Source organism: Arsukibacterium sp. MJ3 (assembly GCF_000987765.1).
GTDB lineage: Bacteria > Pseudomonadota > Gammaproteobacteria > Enterobacterales > Alteromonadaceae > Alishewanella.
Window position 1 is genome coordinate 19,035 of record NZ_LAHP01000018.1, and the last position, 16,824, is coordinate 35,858.

Consider the following 16,824-nt stretch of genomic DNA (forward strand, 5'->3'; position numbering starts at 1 on the left):
AAAATGGCAATCAGTTTTGAAAAAGCATTTGGCATACATCCACACGCGTTAATGATCCGTGAAAAACGCGCTGAAGTGTTAGCTGAAAATATCGCAAATGCCGATACGCCGGGCTACAAAGCTAAAGATGTCGATTTTCAGCAGGCGCTGCAATTAGCCAAGTCCCGCCAGGGACAAAGCGCCAGCCGTACTCATGATCAACACTTTCATATTGCCTCTACCATGCATAAAGACACGCAGTTTCGTAACCCCGACCAACCGGATACTGGTGATGGCAACAGTGTTGATATTCACCGCGAGCGCAACGCCATAATGCAAAACAGTCTGGAATATCAAACCACATTAACCTTTCTTAATAGCCGGATTTCCGGATTGAAAAAAGCGCTTACAGGCACAGGACAATAATCATGAGTATTTCAAAAATTTTTGATATTGCCGGCAGCGGTATGTCGGCCCAGTCGGTAAGAATGAACACCACCGCCAGCAATATCGCTAATGCAAATAGTGTTAGTAGCAGTGTTGAGGAAACCTACCGTGGCCGGCATCCGGTTTTTGCGGCGCAGTTGTCAGAAGCTCGGCGACAGCAAGGCGACAGTGTTGGCGTAAAGGTATTAGGCATTGTCGAATCAGACGCTCCGCTTAATGTAGAGTATTCGCCCAATCACCCTTTGGCGGACGAAAATGGCTATATCTACAAACCGAATGTCAACATTATGGAAGAGATGGCGAATATGATTTCAGCATCCCGCTCTTATGAAACGAATGTCCAAACTGCCGATGCCGCCAAGCAAATGATCATGCGCACCTTGCGAATGGGCCAATCATAATAAGGAGTTGTAAATGAGCACAATTACTAACAGCCCGGCCCTGGATGGCATGTATTGGGAAAACGGCAATAAAGTGCCGGATAAAAATAATGGCGCATTAACGCAATCTGATTTTTTTGCGCTGTTAACGCAGCAACTGGCTTATCAGGATCCGACTAAACCGGTTGAAAACGATCAAATGATTGCTCAGATGACTAACTTTACCATGGCAGATGGGATTGGCCAGTTAAATGCCAGCTTTAAAGGGCTGTCAGAGAGCATGACCTCAAATCAAGCTTTGCAGGCATCGTCATTAGTTGGCCGCAGCGTGTTAACCCAGTCAGATCAAATTGTTTTTACCGGCGAAAGTTTATCGCGCGGCCACATTAATTTAGACCGCCCGGCAGACAATATGCGCGTCAGTATTGAAAAGCCCAATGGCGAGTTGGTAACCAATTTTAATGTGAATAACCCGGCGCTGGGGAAAAACGACTTTGTCTGGGATGGCACCGACGCTAATGGTGATCCAATGCCGCCAGGTGTTTACAAGATTAAAGTAGAAGCCAGTTTTGCCGGTCAAAACGAGTCGATACCGGTAAATGTGTTTACCCCGGTATCCAGTGTCAGTTTGGCCGGTAATGGCAAAGGAATTACGCTTAACCTGGTTGGGTTAGGGGCAGTAAAATTAAACGATGTTCTGGAAGTTTCTTACGGTTAAGCAACCGTTTAAGGTGAGGTGATTTATGAGTTTTCAAATAGCATTAAGCGGCCTGGCAGCAGCCCAGAAAGATCTGGATACCACGGCAAATAATATCGCTAACGTTAATACCACTGGCTTTAAAGAGTCGCGGGCAGAGTTTGCGGATGTGTACGCCACGTCTATTTTTTCTTCTGGTCGCACCAAAGTGGGTGATGGTGTTGCTACCTCAACGGTAGCGCAGCAGTTTAATCAAGGGTCGTTACAATTTACCAATAACTCTCTGGATTTAGCCATTACCGGCGAGGGTTTTTTTGCCACCACCCCTGATTTACAATCGAAAGATTTAACCTATACCCGTGCCGGTGCTTTTAAACTGAATAAAGACAACTTTATTGTTGATAACAGAGGCAACTTCTTGCAGGGTTTTAATGTCGACCCGGTAACGGGTGAGAACAGCTCTGTTAGCCTGAGTACCTCTGCGCCTATTGCTATTCCGACATCTGCCGGCGCGCCTCGGGAAACCAATAATGTATTTTTAAGTATGAACGTCGATTCGCGAGCATTGCCTACCTCAGGCGTGCCGTTTAATCCTGAAGACCGCGCAAGCTATAACCATTCAACGTCTGTTACGGTATACGATAGCCTCGGTGAATCACATATTCTGACCACGTATTTCAGGAAAACGCCAACTACCGCACCTGCGCCTTCGGAATGGCAAACCTTTGCGGTATGGGATGATGTAACAGGCTCACCAATTGCCGGTGATAATATTCGTTTTGGTTCCAGTGGTGACTTTATCACACCACCGATCCCAGAAATTCGACTGCCAGCAGCAACGCTAAATAATCCTTTAAATGGCTACTTAAATAATGGTGCGCAATTTTCCAACGACGTGGTGGTTAACTTTCGCGATCCGTCTGGTACCCGCACCCCTACTCAATATGCTTCAGGGTTCGATGTTAACAACCTCAGCCAGGATGGTACCACGGTAGGGAATTTAACCGGCGTTGATATCGATTCATTTGGCCGGGTACTGGCTACCTACAGTAATGGTGACTCTTCTTATTTGGCGCAAGTTACCCTGGTACGTTTTGCTAATGTGCAAGGGTTAAAACAGGTGGGTAATACATCCTGGAAACAAAGCCTCACCTCGGGTGAGCCCATTGGCGGCCAGGGTAATACCGGTACATTCGGTGCAGTAAATGCGTCTTCGTTAGAGCAGTCTAACGTCAACCTGACTACTGAGTTGGTTGATTTAATTAGCGCCCAGCGTAACTTTCAGGCCAACTCACGGGCATTAGAGGTTAACAGCACGCTGCAACAAACCGTGTTACAGATCCGGTAACGTTAACCGGATTGCGGCATAAAAAAGCACCACTTTTTAGTGGTGTTTTTTTATGCCGCAATCATTGTCTGTCACCTAATAACTGGCACTAAATTTGCTTCATAGTAGTAGATAAGACTAACGGAGCGCGTTATGGACCATTTGCTATATATCGCCATGAGTGGTGCCAAAGAAAACATGAACGGCATTAGTGTGCGGGCTAATAACCTGGCCAACAGTAATACCGTTGGTTTTAAGGCCGATTTTGAACAAGCGCGTGCCATGCAAGCTTTTGGCGAGGGCTTGCCTAGCCGGGTATTTGCCATGACCGAGCAACCAGGTCAAAACTTTGACGCAGGCCCCGTGATCATGTCCGACCGTGAACTGGATATTGCTATACAAGGTGACGGCTGGTTTGCCGTGCAAGATGCCGATGGTAATGAAGCTTACACCCGCGCCGGTAACTTGCAGTTAAGCCCTACCGGCATGCTGGAAACGGCAAATGGCCGGCTGGTTATTGGTGATGGTGGCCCTATTCAGTTGCCGGTGCCCTTAGCCAAACTTGAAATAGGCCAAGATGGCACTATTAGCGCATTACCACAGGGCGCACCTGCGAATGCCATGGAAGAAGTGGGGCGGATTAAACTGGTTAACCCGGCTTTTGCCGATATTACCAAGGGTACTGATGGCTTATTTCGCCGCAAAGACAGCCAACAGGCGGTTGCCGACATTAATGTCAGCTTACTGCACGGTGCCTACGAGGGCAGCAATGTCAATGCCGTAGGCGAAATGACGTATATGATAAGCCTGCAGCGTCAGTTTGAGTTGCAGGTAAAAATGATGAAAAACGCCGAAGAAATGGATCGTCAACAGAACACCTTGTTGCGGATGATGGGCTAGTTAACTGATTAATGGGCAATAGCCCGGGAGGTAGCAGATGCATCCAGCTCTGTGGATAAGTAAAACTGGTTTAGATGCTAAACAGCGTGATATTTCGGTTATTTCTAATAATCTGGCCAATGCCAGTACTATTGGCTTTAAAAAAAGCCGGGCGGTATTTGAAGATTTGCTTTACCAGAACGTTAATCAGCCGGGTGGTCGTTCATCGCAAAACTCTGAACTGCCCAATGGCTTAATGATTGGCGCCGGTACCAAGGTGGTCGCGACGCAGAAAAACTTCACTCAGGGTAATATGATTACCACTGAAAACAGTTTGGATATGATGATTCAGGGCCATGGTTTTTTTGAAGTATTAATGCCTGATGGCACCGTTTCTTATACCCGCAATGGCCAGTTTACCGTTGATGGTGAAGGCAACCTGGTCACCTCTGGTGCGGGCTTTCAAGTGCAGCCTAATATTGTTATTCCGCCGGATGCAACCAGTATTACGGTGTCGCAAGACGGCGAAGTGTCGGTACGTTTAGCCGGGCAGGTAGATAATGCCGTATTAGGGCAACTTACCGTGACTAACTTCATTAATCCGGCGGGTTTAGAGCCCACAGGCCAAAACTTATTTAAAGAAACCGCGGTAAGTGGCGACCCGGTGCAAGGTATTCCGGGCTTAGAAGGCTTGGGTATTATTGTGCAAGGCTCACTCGAAACTTCAAATGTTAATGTTACTGAAGAGCTGGTTAGCCTTATTGAATCGCAGCGGGTATATGAAATGAACTCTAAAGTCATTTCGTCGGTGGACCAAATGCTCGGTTTTGCTATTCAGCAATTATAAGCGGAGGCGTTATGCGTATTACTATTGCCGTATTATTAGCCTTATTTGCAGCCTTATTGCTGTCGGCTTGTGCGTCTAGGCAACCGCCGTTTGCTGATGACCCTTACTATTCGCCCATGCCACCGGAAACGGTGGTTCAACCCGTACTAAAAACCGGCTCGTTGTTTGCACAGCATCGTTCCAACAGTTTGTATTCAGACAATAAAGCCCGGCATGAGGGCGATATTATTACTGTGGTATTGCGGGAAAAAACGCAGGCATCTAAAAAGGCGAAAACTGAAACAGGAAAGGACAGCAGCATTAATGTCGACCCGATGATTGGCCTTGGTGGCCGTAACGTGTCGGTAGCGGGTAATGTACTGCAACTGGGTGCTAATGCTTCCTCTGCATTTACCGGTGATGCCAAAGCCGATCAAAGCAACAGCCTGGTAGGTGATATCTCAGTCAACGTGTTGCAGGTAATGGCCAATGGTAACCTGATGATCCGCGGCGAAAAATGGTTAACCTTAAATACCGGTAAAGAGTATATCCGCTTAACCGGCATTATCCGGCCGCAAGATGTTGATATGAACAATACCGTTGAATCTAATAAAATTGCCAATGCCCGTATCGAATACAGTGGCACCGGGCCGCACCACGATGGCCAGTCACCCGGCTGGTTAAGCCAGTTTTTCAGTGGCCCGCTTTGGCCCTTTTAGGAGATAACCTATGTTGCGGATAAAACTAGCAGGCTGTTTAACACTGTCATTGGCTATATTACTGACGCTGTTGCCAGCGCACGCTGCCCGGATTAAAGATGTGGCAGATATTGACGGTGTGCGCTCAAACCAACTGGTAGGCTATGGCTTAGTGGTAGGTTTACCGGGCACTGGCGAGCAAAGCCCGTTTACCGAGCAAAGCTTTCGCACCATGCTGGCAAATTTTGGGATTAATATGCCAGCCGGTCAGCGTAGCCAAATCAAAAACGTGGCCGCAGTGGCGGTGCATGCTGAATTACCGGCTTTTGCCAAACCGGGACAAACCATCGATATTACGGTGTCGTCAGTAGGCAGCGCCAAAAGCTTACGCGGTGGCACCTTATTGCAAACCTTTTTAACCGGTTTAGATGGCAATGTGTATGCTATTGCCCAGGGCAGTTTACTGGTAAGTGGCCTTGGCGCCGAGGGCCTTGATGGTTCGCGTATTCTGGTGAACACGCCAACAGTGGGCCGTATTCCGAATGGTGCAATGGTAGAGCGTGAAGTTATTTCACCTTTTGGTAATGGCGACTTTATTACTTTTAATTTAAAACGGGCGGATTTTACTACCTCGAAGAGACTGGCCGAGGTGATCAATACCTTTATCGGCCAGGACACCGCATACTCTCAGGATGCCGCCTCGGTGCAGGTAAGAGCACCGCGTGATATGTCGCAGCGGGTGTCTTACTTGTCTACACTGGAGAACCTGGAGTTTGCGCCTGCCGATCACGCGGCTAAAATTATTATTAATTCGCGCACCGGTACCATTGTTATTGGTAAAGATGTCCGGCTGTTTCCGGCAGCTGTTACCCACGGTGGTTTAACGGTAACCATTGCCGAAAACCCGCAGGTAGTGCAGCCGAATCCGTTTGGCGAAGGCGTAACGGCGATTGAGCAAAATAGCATTATCGATGTTACCCGGGAAAACTCACGGATGTTTAAATTTGACCCTGGCGTAACGTTGGATGATTTAGTCCGCACCGTTAACGCGGTGGGTGCGGCGCCGGGCGATTTAATGGCTATTCTTGAAGCCTTAAAAGAAGCTGGTGCAATTCATGGCGAACTGGTGGTAATTTAACATGAGCCTGACCAAAGCCCAAGTGTCGTATCATGATTTAAACAGCCTGCAGAACATTAGAGCGGAGGCTAAAAACGATAAAAAAGCCGGTTTACGACAGGCGGCAGAACAGTTTGAAGCTATTTTTATGAGCATGCTATTAACCAGTATGCGCAAAGCCAACTCAGCCTTTGAAGCCGAAGGCATGATGAATAGCCAAACTACCGAGTTTTATCGTGATATGCATGACAGCCAGCTCGCCACCGATTTAGCCCAAAAAGGCGCGTTAGGCCTGGCTGACTTACTGGTAGCCCAACTTGACCCTACAGCAGGCATTAATCGACCCAAAAAAGCTGCAGAGCTTAATATGCCAGGTAGCGCCAGTTTTAATCCGCTGCCAGAGCGACCCGATACCCGCAAGGCACTGAATAGTAGCGACATGAGCACTGGCGTTAAGCAGGCCTTGAACGCTATTGCTGCTTTGCCAGAAGTTTCAGCAGTAATGCCTGCAAACACCACCACCACCGTGCCCGTTGCGGCTAACGCGGTACCAGCAACGGATTGGCAAATTGCTTCACCAAAAGAATTTGTACGTAAGTTATTACCGGCGGCACAGCAGGCAGCAAAAGCTTTAGGCCTGGATCCGCTGGCGATGATTGCGCAAGCGGCACTGGAAACCGGTTGGGGCCAGCGGATGATTAAAACGGCGCAGGGCGATAACAGTTTTAACCTGTTTGGTATTAAGGCTAACAATAATTGGCAAGGCAAAAGTGCGGTGGTCGACACCCTCGAATTTCGCGCTGGTGTGGCCCAAAAAGAGCAAGCCCGTTTTCGGGCATATGGCTCGCCCGAACATAGCCTGGACGATTATGCCAATTTTATTGCCGCCAGCCCCCGTTATCAACAAGCGTTGCAGGTAGCTGCAGAGCCGGCCGCGTATTTCAATGAATTGCAGGCTGCGGGTTATGCCACTGATCCTGATTACGCCAAAAAAATTATGGCGGTATTTCAAAGCTCAACCTTTGAGCAGCTGCGAGCTGAGTTAAATGCCGCTCAAGTTAATAACAATGGCGCCGATGAATAGCATGTTAGCCACTCATTGTGGCAACGGAGCAACCCATGTCAGATAATTTACTTAGAATTGGCACCTCAGCGGTATTGGCAAATAGTACCTTGCTTAATACTACCAGTAATAATATTGCCAATATTAATACCCCTGGCTATGTCAGGCAGCGCACCGAATTTGTAGCGCAGCAGCTTGGTTTAGGCGTGGGCCGGGGCACTACCGATCGACTGGTTAGTGAATTTACGTTAAAGCAAATGCGTCGTGACACCTCAAATTATTCGTTTACCCAACAATATGTGTCTGAAGCTAATCGGGTAGATGCCTTATTTTCAAATCCTGCTAATAGCATAGCTACCGGTATGAACGATTTATTTGCTCAAATTCAAACCGCCAATAATGACCCTACTCAGTTATCAAACCGGCAATTAATTATTGGTAGCTCGCAGGCACTTTTAGATCGTTTTGATGGTATGTCAAACCTGATCCTCGATCAGGAAAACTTTATTAATCAACAACTCGATATTTATGTTACGGAAGCAAACGATGTTATTAAACAAATTGCTGCGTTAAATAAAGAAATAGCCTCATACGGTAAAGGTGTTAGCAGGCCGGTACCGCTTGATTTACTGGATAAACGAGACCAGGCTATTTTAAAGTTGTCAGAAATGCTGGAAATTAAAACACTGGACGCGGCTAACGGTGAGAAATTAGTGTTTATGGCTGAAGGTCAGTCACTGGTGGTAGAGCAAGGTGATTTTAGATTGTTATCGCTACGCGGCGATCCCGATCCGTCACGTAAAGAATTGCAATTGCAATTTAACAGCAACGCCAGCGTGTTACGCGATATTAATGTTAAAGGTATTGGCGGCAAATTAGGCGCGATAGTAGCGTTTCGGGAAGAAATTCTTGATCCAGTGCAGCTGCAGTTGGGGCAGTTATCGCTGTCGTTAACCGATGCTATGAATAAACAAAATAAACTGGGCATGACGTTAAATGGCACTATAGGCACCGATTTATTCCGGATGCCTACTTTTCAAGGCTTGGCTTATAGCAATAATGCCAGCGGCAGTGGTATCCGTTATCAATTAGAAGCTGGCAAGGGCGACCAGCTGCCACCGAATGATTTTCGGGTGAGCATCACCGGTGCTGATGAAGTAACCATTCAGGCGCTGGATAGCAAAGGCAATGTGATTGCCGGTTCAGATAAGCAGATAAACGGCCTGGATTTTAGCGCCGACGTAACACTTAATTCTGCCAGCGCCGCGGGTGACTTATTTGGGCTGGATATTACCCTGACGGCCGGCGCGGCAGTGGGTGACCGTTTTTTATTAAAACCGTTAAGTAGCGCCTCACGTCAAATTCAAATGGCCACTAACAGAGCTGAAGATATTGCTTTAGCCAGCCCGGTGCGGGGCAATTTTAATGTCAGTAACCTGGGTAATGGCCGGGTAGAAAGCCTGAAAGTAAGCAGCACTGACCCTGCCAGCTCGGCGTTTATTACCCCCACCAGTATTCAAAATGGCCCCTACACCATTACCTATACCGGCAGTAATACCTTTGAAGTATTCGACAGTGCCACACCAACGCCAACCTTGCTTGGTACGGCCAATTTTACCAACAACAATTATAATAATGTATTGGCCAAGGCCGGTATTGCCGGTACTACCGGTATTGCCGGTACTAGCGGTTTTGATTTTAATCTCAGTGGTGTACCGCGCCCTGGTGATACTTTTACTATTGAATTTAATACTAATGGTTATAACGATAATCGCAATGGTCTCGAGCTAGCTAAATTGCAGTCAGAATCCACCACCCGGCGCAATGCGGTAACGGTAGCCAATGAAGTGAATAAATACAGTTTTAATCAGTCTTATGCCACTATGGTAGGCACTATTGGCGAGCGAACTCGTCAGGCCCGCACCTCAGATGAAGCTAATTCTGCTATTCTGGAACAAACTACACTGTGGTATGAGTCGTTGTCTGGCGTAAGTTTAGATGAAGAGGCTGCCAATTTAGTCCGTTTTCAGCAAAGTTACGCCGCAGCGGCTAAAATTATAGCAACGTCACAAACTATTTTTGATACCCTGTTACAGGCAGTGAGGTAGCATTATGCGCATATCGTTTAATATGCAGTTTAACCAAAGCTTAAATGGCATTTTGGATACGCAGAAAAAAATGTCTCGTGCTGAAAACCAGTTAACGAAGCAAACTCGCATCTTGTCTCCGGCAGATGATCCGGCAGCATCTGCAAAAGTGTTAGGGCTTAATCAAAATCTGGCACAAATAGAGCAGTTTCAAAAAAACAGCGTGTTATTACAAAATAATCTTGCTTTAGAAGAAACGATACTTACCACAATGCGTACTTCTTTTGACAGAGTTAGCACCTTATCGATTGCTACAGGTAACGGTACCTATACCGAGCGTGAACGCCAAGCCATCGCTTTTGAGATGAAAAACATTCAAACCGAGCTATTTGATCTAATGAACTCTAAAAATGCCGATGGCGGCTATATATTTGCTGGTTTTCAGGACAGAGCTCCCGCATATGAGTTAGACCAGGGCTCGGGGCGCTATAAGTTTCAGGGAGATGACGGTTTCAAAGCGCTGCAAATTTCCCCTTCTATCAGCATGCCAGGTAACGACAGTGGTAAAGCCATTTTTGATGACGTATTTGCCCGTTTTAAAACACAGCTTCCTGTTGTTGCAAGCGGCAGTCCAACGAGTGTTAAAATAGCAGTAGCGCAGCAAAACCAGTTTAATGCCTTTTATATGGGGAATTATGATAATCAAACTGCTGCCAATAATACCTATAACATTGCTATTGACGCAGCAAGTAATTTTCAAATACTAAAAAATGGTGTTGCGCTTACTCCGGCAGTAACCGGCAGCTATGTTGATGGCCAGGATATAAATTTTAATGGTTTGTCTATTAAAATTACTGGCGCTAGCGCTGCCCCTGGCCAGATAGATTTCACGTTAGCGTTGCCAGAAAAGAAGAATATTCTTAATACTATTCAAGATTTTATTGCAGTATTGGAAACATCAGGTTTAAGTAATGACCAGCTTACCGAGGCTATTCAGGATGTATTGGCGCAAACAGAAGATAGCGCCAGTAAACTTGACAGTACGCTAGCTAATATTGGTGGCCGTGTCAATGTACTGGACAGTGTGTTTGGTAGTAATGAAGACTTAACCATTAATAATAAAGAGTATCGGGCAGATTTGTCAGAGGTAGATTTTGCTGCCGCGATGACAGAGATAAAACGTCAGGAAATAGCACTGCAAGCAGTGTCTACAACCTTTGGTAAAATTTCTGCTACCACGTTATTTGATTTTATTCGCTAAGCTCGGCAAAGTGCCTTATCGGCGGCATTTTCGCCAACTTTAATTTTTATTTAAAAATAGAATCAACCACTTAAAAACTAAAAAATAGTAAAAATTCTACTCAAGTTTTCCTTCCCTCACCCGATAAATATATAACACGGCAAGAAACAGGCAATACGCACTACAAATTGCCACTACCAGTTATTTAGTGAGGAAAACATCATGGCTTTATTTGTAAACACTAATGCGTCATCTTTAAATGCTCAACGTCAGTTAATCAATTCTGGCAATGCCTTAGACACAGCATTTAAACGTTTATCATCTGGTTTTCGTATCAACAGCGCTGCGGATGATGCCGCTGGGTTACAAATTTCTAACCGTTTAACCAGCCAGATTAATGGTTTAGATCAAGCCAGCCGTAATGCCAACGACGGCATTTCATTAGCCCAGGTAGCAGAGGGTGCTTTTGATGAGATGACTAATGCTTTACAACGTATGCGTACTCTGGCTATTCAATCTCAAAACGGTATTTCTAATATTGATGACAAAAATGCCTTACAAAAAGAATTTGCGGCACTGCGTACCGAAATTAACCGAATTGCAGAAACTACCGAGTTTGGTGGTGAAAAATTGTTAACTGGTACGTTTTCTGCCAAAGTGTTAGTGGGTGCGCAGGCTACGATTGATGATTTTATCAGTGTCAATGTTAATGCTGGAACTACCCCTGGCGGCACCGCTAATGGTTGGACTACGGCTGCAGCTGGTTTAGCCTTAGACGGTTTTAATTTAGCAGATGATGCAGGTTTAGCAACCGGTGCTTCCGCGGCAATGTCCAAGATTGATGAGGCAATTAAAGCGGTTGATGGTAAACGTGCTGATTTAGGTGCGGTGCAAAATCGTTTTCAGGCAACCATTCGTAACTTAACTAATATTTCTGAAAACGTATCTGGTGCCAGAGCACGTATTCGTGACACCGATTTTGCAAAAGAAACAGCAGAGTTAACCCGGGCACAGATCCTGCAGCAAACGGGTACTACCGTGCTGGCGCAGGCTAATCAGCGGCCGCAGGCGGCACTAAGCTTACTGCAAGGTTAAGTTGGCCAGTAAGCTGAAGCAACAGGGTTTGCAGTAACCTTGCTTCTTGCCGATACGCTTCAGTGGAGTGACTCGCTTAATTAAAAGCCACCTTAGGGTGGTTTTTTTCTAGCAGCGTTAAGAGAAAAAATATTATGCCGACTTACTGTGTAGCATTGGTAATGATTGCCAAAAACGAAGCGAGATCGATTAAACGCTGCCTGCAAAGTGTTGCCCCATTTGTTGATGCTATGCTTGTGCTGGACACCGGTTCAACTGACAATACTGTTGATATTGCAATCAGTTGCGGCGCTATAGTAAAGCACTTTACGTGGTGTGACGATTTTGCAACAGCCAGAAATGCAGCATTAAGCCATTCAACAGCGGACTGGAACATTATTCTTGATGCAGATGAATGGCTAAGCAGTGGCGCAGAGACTTTGCAGCAATTACGACAAACAACAGCAAACTTTGTTGGTACTATTGAAATAGTTAGTGGTTTTGTGGCGGGAAATAATAAGCAATACGCACGAAGTATCACCAGCCGTGTATTACCAAAGGGGGTAAGCTACCGCGGAACTATTCATGAACAGCCACAGCATAAACTGCCGCTAAAAGCACTGGCAATTAGCGTGCAACATGACGGATATGAACCGGCACAACAACAAGAAAAAAAGCAACGTAATATGCAGCTTTTGCAGCAGGCATTATTGGCTCAACCTGGTGACCGTTATTTGCAATATAAACTAGGCGTAGAGTATGAGCAGGCAGGAAAACTTGTTCAAGCACAAGTCTATTTCGAGCAGGCCTTGGTGGCTTCGAGTTCAGGTTTAAGCTGGCGGTTGGATTTAGTTATCCGGTTGTTGTTCATTTACAAAAAACTGAAGTTATTTACTCAAGGCTTAACATTAGCAGCGCAGGAGCAGGCTTTAAGCCATTTATCTGCTGATTATTCTTTTTCTCTCGGAGATTTTTATCTTGACGTTGCTATTAATCAACCTCAGCGCACTGCTGAGTTAATTCCGAAAATTGAGCAATGCTGGTTAAAATGCCTGGAAATAGGCGAAGTTACCGGTGTAAATGGTGCGGTTTTTGGACGGGGGAGCTATCTGGCTGCCCATAATTTGGCAGTTTTTTATCAAAGTCTTGGCAAAACAGCACAAAGCCAACACTACTTTAAGCTGGCATCCAGCCACTGATTTAAAACGCTTTCAATTTATTCTCTGCGCTTAATACTTCTTACATTCTATAAAAATAAAAAATATCTTAAAAAATCGCTAAAGTTTATAAAGTGTCAGCCGATAGCCTTATTAAGCCGAGTTGCAGCTTGGCTAAATTAACGGGTATACCGTATTTTTAACAACAGTTTGCGGCTTAAATTATTAGCCAAAAACGAAGGAGTGACTCATGGCTTTATTTGTCAATACTAATGCGTCGTCATTAAATGCTCAGCGCCAGTTATTAAACTCTGGTAATGCGCTTGATACCGCGTTTAAACGTTTATCATCTGGCTTTCGGATTAACAGTGCTGCTGATGATGCCGCGGGCTTGCAAATTTCAAACCGTTTAACCAGTCAGATAAATGGTTTGGATCAAGCTACCCGTAATGCTAACGATGGTATTTCTTTGGCGCAGGTTGCAGAAGGTGCGTTTGATGAAATTACTAACTCATTACAGCGGATGCGAACCTTATCGGTACAGGCACAAAATGGTATTTCCAGTACTGATGACAAATTGGCCTTACAAAAAGAGTTTACGGCCCTAGCAGCCGAAATTACCCGTGTGGCCAAAACCACCGAGTTTGGTGGTGAAAAATTGTTAACTGGTCAGTATTCTGCCAAAGTGTTAGTGGGTGCGCAGGCTACGACTGATGATTTTATCAGTGTCAATGTTAAATTTGGAGCCGCTGCCGGCACCGCTGATGGTTGGACTACTAATGCAACGGGTTTAAACTTAGACACTGTTTCTATGGGCACTGAACTTACTGGTGTTGACTCTGCATCGGGTGCAATGACCAAGATTGATGCTGCAATTAAAGCGGTTGATGGTAAACGTGCTGATTTAGGTGCGGTGCAAAATCGTTTTCAGTCAACCATTCGTAACTTATCGAATATTTCTGAGAACGTGTCAAGCGCACGAGCGCGTATTCGTGATACCGACTTTGCTAAAGAAACCGCAGAGTTAACTCGGTCGCAGATTTTGCAGCAAACGAGTACTACGGTATTAGCGCAGGCTAACCAGCGGCCACAGGCAGCGTTGTCGTTACTGGGCTAAACGGTCTAAAATCAGGGTGACAGCCATTGTTACCCTGAGTTTTTACTGAGGAGGAAGTATGAGTAACGTTAATAATGCTTCAATGATAAACTTTAACACAGCTAGTGCAAATCTTAGACCAGAGAGTGTGTCGCCAGCTGCAAATAAATTAAAGAATGATGCCGTTCAGGCAACTACTCCTGACTCTAGTACTACTGCCTCTGCGTTGGCGCAGCCAAGCAAGCAAGAATTACAACAGGCGGTAGACGTGCTAAACCAGGCTGCGGTTATAGAGCAGCGTTCATTAAGTTTTTCCATTGATGAAGTTTCTGGCCGGTCTATTATTAAAGTAGTTGATCAGCAAACCGAACAACTTATCCGGCAAATTCCATCAGAAGAGTTAATAAAAGTAGCACAAGGTATTAAAAAATTGCAGGATGAGATGGGGCAGTCTTTAGGGCTGTTAATTGATCGAAAAGTGTAACTTTTTCCGGCAAAAGAGGTGAGCTATGTCTAATATTAATTTTCTTGGTGCTGCATCAGGCTTACCATTGGAAGAACTGGTTTCTACTTTGGTAAGGGTAGAGCGGGATACTAAGTTCGCCAGAATTGATAAAACCAAAGCAACCTTAGATGCATCATTATCAGGTATGGGACGCTTAAAGTCGGCGCTGTCTGCTTTTCAGGATGCGACGAAAAAGCTAGAGGGTGACAGCTTAAAGGCGCGCTCAGTCACGATTACTCAGCCAATGGCTGATAAAACCTTTATTGAAGCCTCGGCTAATAGTACCGCTGCAGCGTCTAGTTTTGAAGTTAAAGTAAATCAGCTTGCGAGAGGTAGTCGATTAGAGAGTGCTGATTTAGCCTACGGTAGTTCCGATGATGTTATTTCGACAACCGATGGTACATTAAGCTTTACTGCCGGCGATAAAAGCTTCGATATTGATGTTACTGCTGGCATGACATTAAATGAGTTGCGGTTAAAAATTAATGAAAGTGCAAATAATTTTGGGGTTAACGCTAATATTATTAATGCAGGCGGTGCGGTAGGCACCAAGTTAGTGCTTAGCTCTGCAATAAGTGGCCAGGGTAATGATTTAGTTATCAGTAATAACAATGCTGAGCTTGATGCCATATCAACAGTTGCAAGTGGTGTAAGTGCAGGGCTTAGCAGTGTTCAGGCTGCACAGGATGCGATAATTGAAGTTGACGGCATAGTGGCCAGTAGCAGCAGCAATACCTTTAACAATGTAATCCAAGATGTCACGATTACCGTGTTAGCCGAAACACCGGCTGGTAATAATGCCAAACTGGATATCAGCACCGATAAAAAAGCAGCGGAAGATAATATCAAAGCTTTTATAAATAGTTATAACAGTCTGGTAGACCAAGTAGGTAGTTTAACGCGAAAACGAAGCCTTGGCAGTGATGGTACCTCGGTTACAGGCGGAGGCGGTGCGTTAAATGGAGATGCATTACCGCGCTCTATTATGAGCCAATTACGAGGCTTGTTGGGTAACGCCATTGCTGGCGGCGATGAGCAAATGAACACACTCTACTCGTTAGGTATTACGTTTAATAAAGGCGGTAAGCTTGAAATAAGCACGTCGACAGAATTTAGTACTGAGACCGGCCAGCAACGCTTTGATAAGGCGCTTAGTGAAAATTATGATGCGGTGGCGAAGATGTTTGGTGGTGAAAATGGCTTGGCAAGCAGCCTTGATAGCTTTATGCAAGGGTTTAACCAATCGGGTGGCATTATTGCTGGTAAAGAATCTTCCCTTCGAACTCAGCTTACAAAAAATACTAAAGATTCTGAAGCGGCCAGCCGATACATAACAAGTTTCGAAGAATCACTTCGTAAACGTTATACGGCGCTTGATGGTTTGCTGGCGCAAATGCAAAGAACACAAACTAGTGTTACTGCCGCGCTATCAGGTTTGCCTGGATTTGGTACTAATAAATCTAGATAAATCAGGTTATTAGATAATCGGAGAGCATTATGAGCTACGGTATTAAAGCGTACAAATCTGTAGGTGTAAAAGATGACCTGGCGGTTGCAGACCCGCATAGGATTATTCAGCTGCTTATGCAAGGTGCGCTGGAGAATATGGCAAAGGCTAAAGGTTTTATAGAACGTAAAGATTACGCGGGTAAAGCTGCTACGATCTCAAAAAGTATGGCCATTATAAGTGCATTGCAGGGTAGCTTGGATATGAAAGCAGGCGCTGAAATTTCCGATAATTTGTCTGCATTGTATGATTTTATGTTGAACCAACTAACAGTAGCCAGCAGAGAGCAAAGCCAGAGCAAAATACAAGAAGTAATGGATCTACTGCTAACCATTAAATCAGCGTGGGATCAAATATCGGTTGCTGATAGAGAAAAAGGTTATGCTATGCGTACGGAACTGGCTCAAGGCGTCGCCTGATGTCGCTAACGGCTGAGCTAAGTGCCAACGTTGCACAAATTCAACAACAGTTTTTAGAGTTGTTAGAGCAAGAGCTAACAGATGCAGATGCTGCAATAAGCTTGATCAACCAGTTTGAACAAGCTTTGCTGGCACTATCTCAACAAACTGTGCCGACCGTAAAGCTTACTTTGTACCTGCAAGATAACCTTAGCTGGCTTGCGTTGCAAGTTGAAAAATTGTCAGCAGAAAGAACAGGGGTTGCTGAGCAGTTAATCCAAATAACTCGTGCCAGAAAGGGTAATGCCAGTTACGATAACACTAAACAATTTTAAGTATTAAATACT

18 protein-coding genes are annotated in these 16,824 nt (G+C 45.3%); all 18 read left to right on the forward strand.

Going from position 1 to position 16,824, the window contains the following annotated elements:
- The first annotated feature begins 3 nt into the window (after positions 1-3).
- The 18 genes from flgB to VT06_RS13070 all read left to right on the forward strand — a co-directional run bounded on the left by flgB (position 4) and on the right by VT06_RS13070 (position 16,812).
- Positions 4-405, forward strand: a complete 402-nt coding sequence (gene flgB / locus VT06_RS12985) for a flagellar basal body rod protein FlgB (protein ID WP_046554751.1) — start codon at positions 4-6, stop codon at positions 403-405.
- 2 nt (positions 406-407) lie between these two features.
- Positions 408-827: a flagellar basal body rod protein FlgC gene (gene flgC / locus VT06_RS12990; RefSeq protein ID WP_046554752.1), complete on the forward strand. Its 420-nt coding sequence runs from the start codon at positions 408-410 to the stop codon at positions 825-827.
- Between the two features lie 13 nt (positions 828-840).
- Positions 841-1,524 carry a flagellar hook assembly protein FlgD gene (locus VT06_RS12995; RefSeq protein WP_046554753.1) on the forward strand — a complete coding sequence of 228 codons (684 nt, stop codon included), beginning with the start codon at positions 841-843 and terminating at the stop codon, positions 1,522-1,524.
- A 25-nt stretch (positions 1,525-1,549) separates the two neighbouring features.
- Positions 1,550-2,851, forward strand: coding sequence for a flagellar hook protein FlgE (gene flgE, locus VT06_RS13000; protein WP_046554754.1), 1,302 nt, complete (start codon positions 1,550-1,552; stop codon positions 2,849-2,851).
- A 132-nt stretch (positions 2,852-2,983) separates the two neighbouring features.
- Complete coding sequence (gene flgF / locus VT06_RS13005) at positions 2,984-3,730, forward strand: flagellar basal-body rod protein FlgF (protein ID WP_046554755.1); 747 nt, start codon at positions 2,984-2,986, stop codon at positions 3,728-3,730.
- A gap of 37 nt (positions 3,731-3,767) precedes the next feature.
- A complete protein-coding gene (flgG, locus tag VT06_RS13010) occupies positions 3,768-4,556 on the forward strand; it encodes a flagellar basal-body rod protein FlgG (protein ID WP_046554756.1) in 789 nt (262 codons plus the stop codon).
- An 11-nt stretch (positions 4,557-4,567) separates the two neighbouring features.
- Positions 4,568-5,254, forward strand: a complete 687-nt coding sequence (gene flgH / locus VT06_RS13015; protein WP_046554757.1) for a flagellar basal body L-ring protein FlgH — start codon at positions 4,568-4,570, stop codon at positions 5,252-5,254.
- A gap of 10 nt (positions 5,255-5,264) precedes the next feature.
- Complete coding sequence (locus tag VT06_RS13020) at positions 5,265-6,371, forward strand: flagellar basal body P-ring protein FlgI (RefSeq protein ID WP_082122532.1); 1,107 nt, start codon at positions 5,265-5,267, stop codon at positions 6,369-6,371.
- A 1-nt stretch (position 6,372) separates the two neighbouring features.
- Complete coding sequence (gene flgJ / locus VT06_RS13025) at positions 6,373-7,434, forward strand: flagellar assembly peptidoglycan hydrolase FlgJ (protein ID WP_046554758.1); 1,062 nt, start codon at positions 6,373-6,375, stop codon at positions 7,432-7,434.
- Between the two features lie 35 nt (positions 7,435-7,469).
- On the forward strand, positions 7,470-9,521 hold the full coding sequence (gene flgK / locus VT06_RS13030; protein WP_046554759.1) for a flagellar hook-associated protein FlgK: 2,052 nt from the start codon (positions 7,470-7,472) through the stop codon (positions 9,519-9,521).
- Positions 9,522-9,525: 4 nt separating this feature from the next.
- Complete coding sequence (gene flgL, locus VT06_RS13035; protein WP_046554760.1) at positions 9,526-10,761, forward strand: flagellar hook-associated protein FlgL; 1,236 nt, start codon at positions 9,526-9,528, stop codon at positions 10,759-10,761.
- 201 nt (positions 10,762-10,962) lie between these two features.
- Positions 10,963-11,835 carry a flagellin gene (locus tag VT06_RS13040; protein ID WP_046554761.1) on the forward strand — a complete coding sequence of 291 codons (873 nt, stop codon included), beginning with the start codon at positions 10,963-10,965 and terminating at the stop codon, positions 11,833-11,835.
- A gap of 134 nt (positions 11,836-11,969) precedes the next feature.
- Positions 11,970-13,013 (forward strand): glycosyltransferase family 2 protein, encoded by a 1,044-nt coding sequence (locus VT06_RS13045; protein ID WP_046554762.1) that lies wholly within the window; start codon positions 11,970-11,972, stop codon positions 13,011-13,013.
- Positions 13,014-13,221: 208 nt separating this feature from the next.
- The gene (locus VT06_RS13050; protein ID WP_046554763.1) at positions 13,222-14,088 is read left to right on the forward strand and encodes a flagellin; all 867 of its coding nucleotides are present in this window, start codon (positions 13,222-13,224) and stop codon (positions 14,086-14,088) included.
- A gap of 58 nt (positions 14,089-14,146) precedes the next feature.
- On the forward strand, positions 14,147-14,551 hold the full coding sequence (locus VT06_RS13055; RefSeq protein ID WP_046554764.1) for a flagellar protein FlaG: 405 nt from the start codon (positions 14,147-14,149) through the stop codon (positions 14,549-14,551).
- A gap of 25 nt (positions 14,552-14,576) precedes the next feature.
- Positions 14,577-16,040, forward strand: coding sequence for a flagellar filament capping protein FliD (gene fliD, locus VT06_RS13060; protein ID WP_046554765.1), 1,464 nt, complete (start codon positions 14,577-14,579; stop codon positions 16,038-16,040).
- Positions 16,041-16,069: 29 nt separating this feature from the next.
- Positions 16,070-16,498, forward strand: coding sequence for a flagellar export chaperone FliS (fliS, locus tag VT06_RS13065; RefSeq protein WP_046554766.1), 429 nt, complete (start codon positions 16,070-16,072; stop codon positions 16,496-16,498).
- A complete protein-coding gene (locus tag VT06_RS13070; protein ID WP_046554767.1) occupies positions 16,498-16,812 on the forward strand; it encodes a hypothetical protein in 315 nt (104 codons plus the stop codon). The genes fliS and VT06_RS13070 overlap by 1 nt, the downstream gene beginning before the upstream one ends.
- The last annotated feature ends 12 nt before the right edge of the window (positions 16,813-16,824 follow it).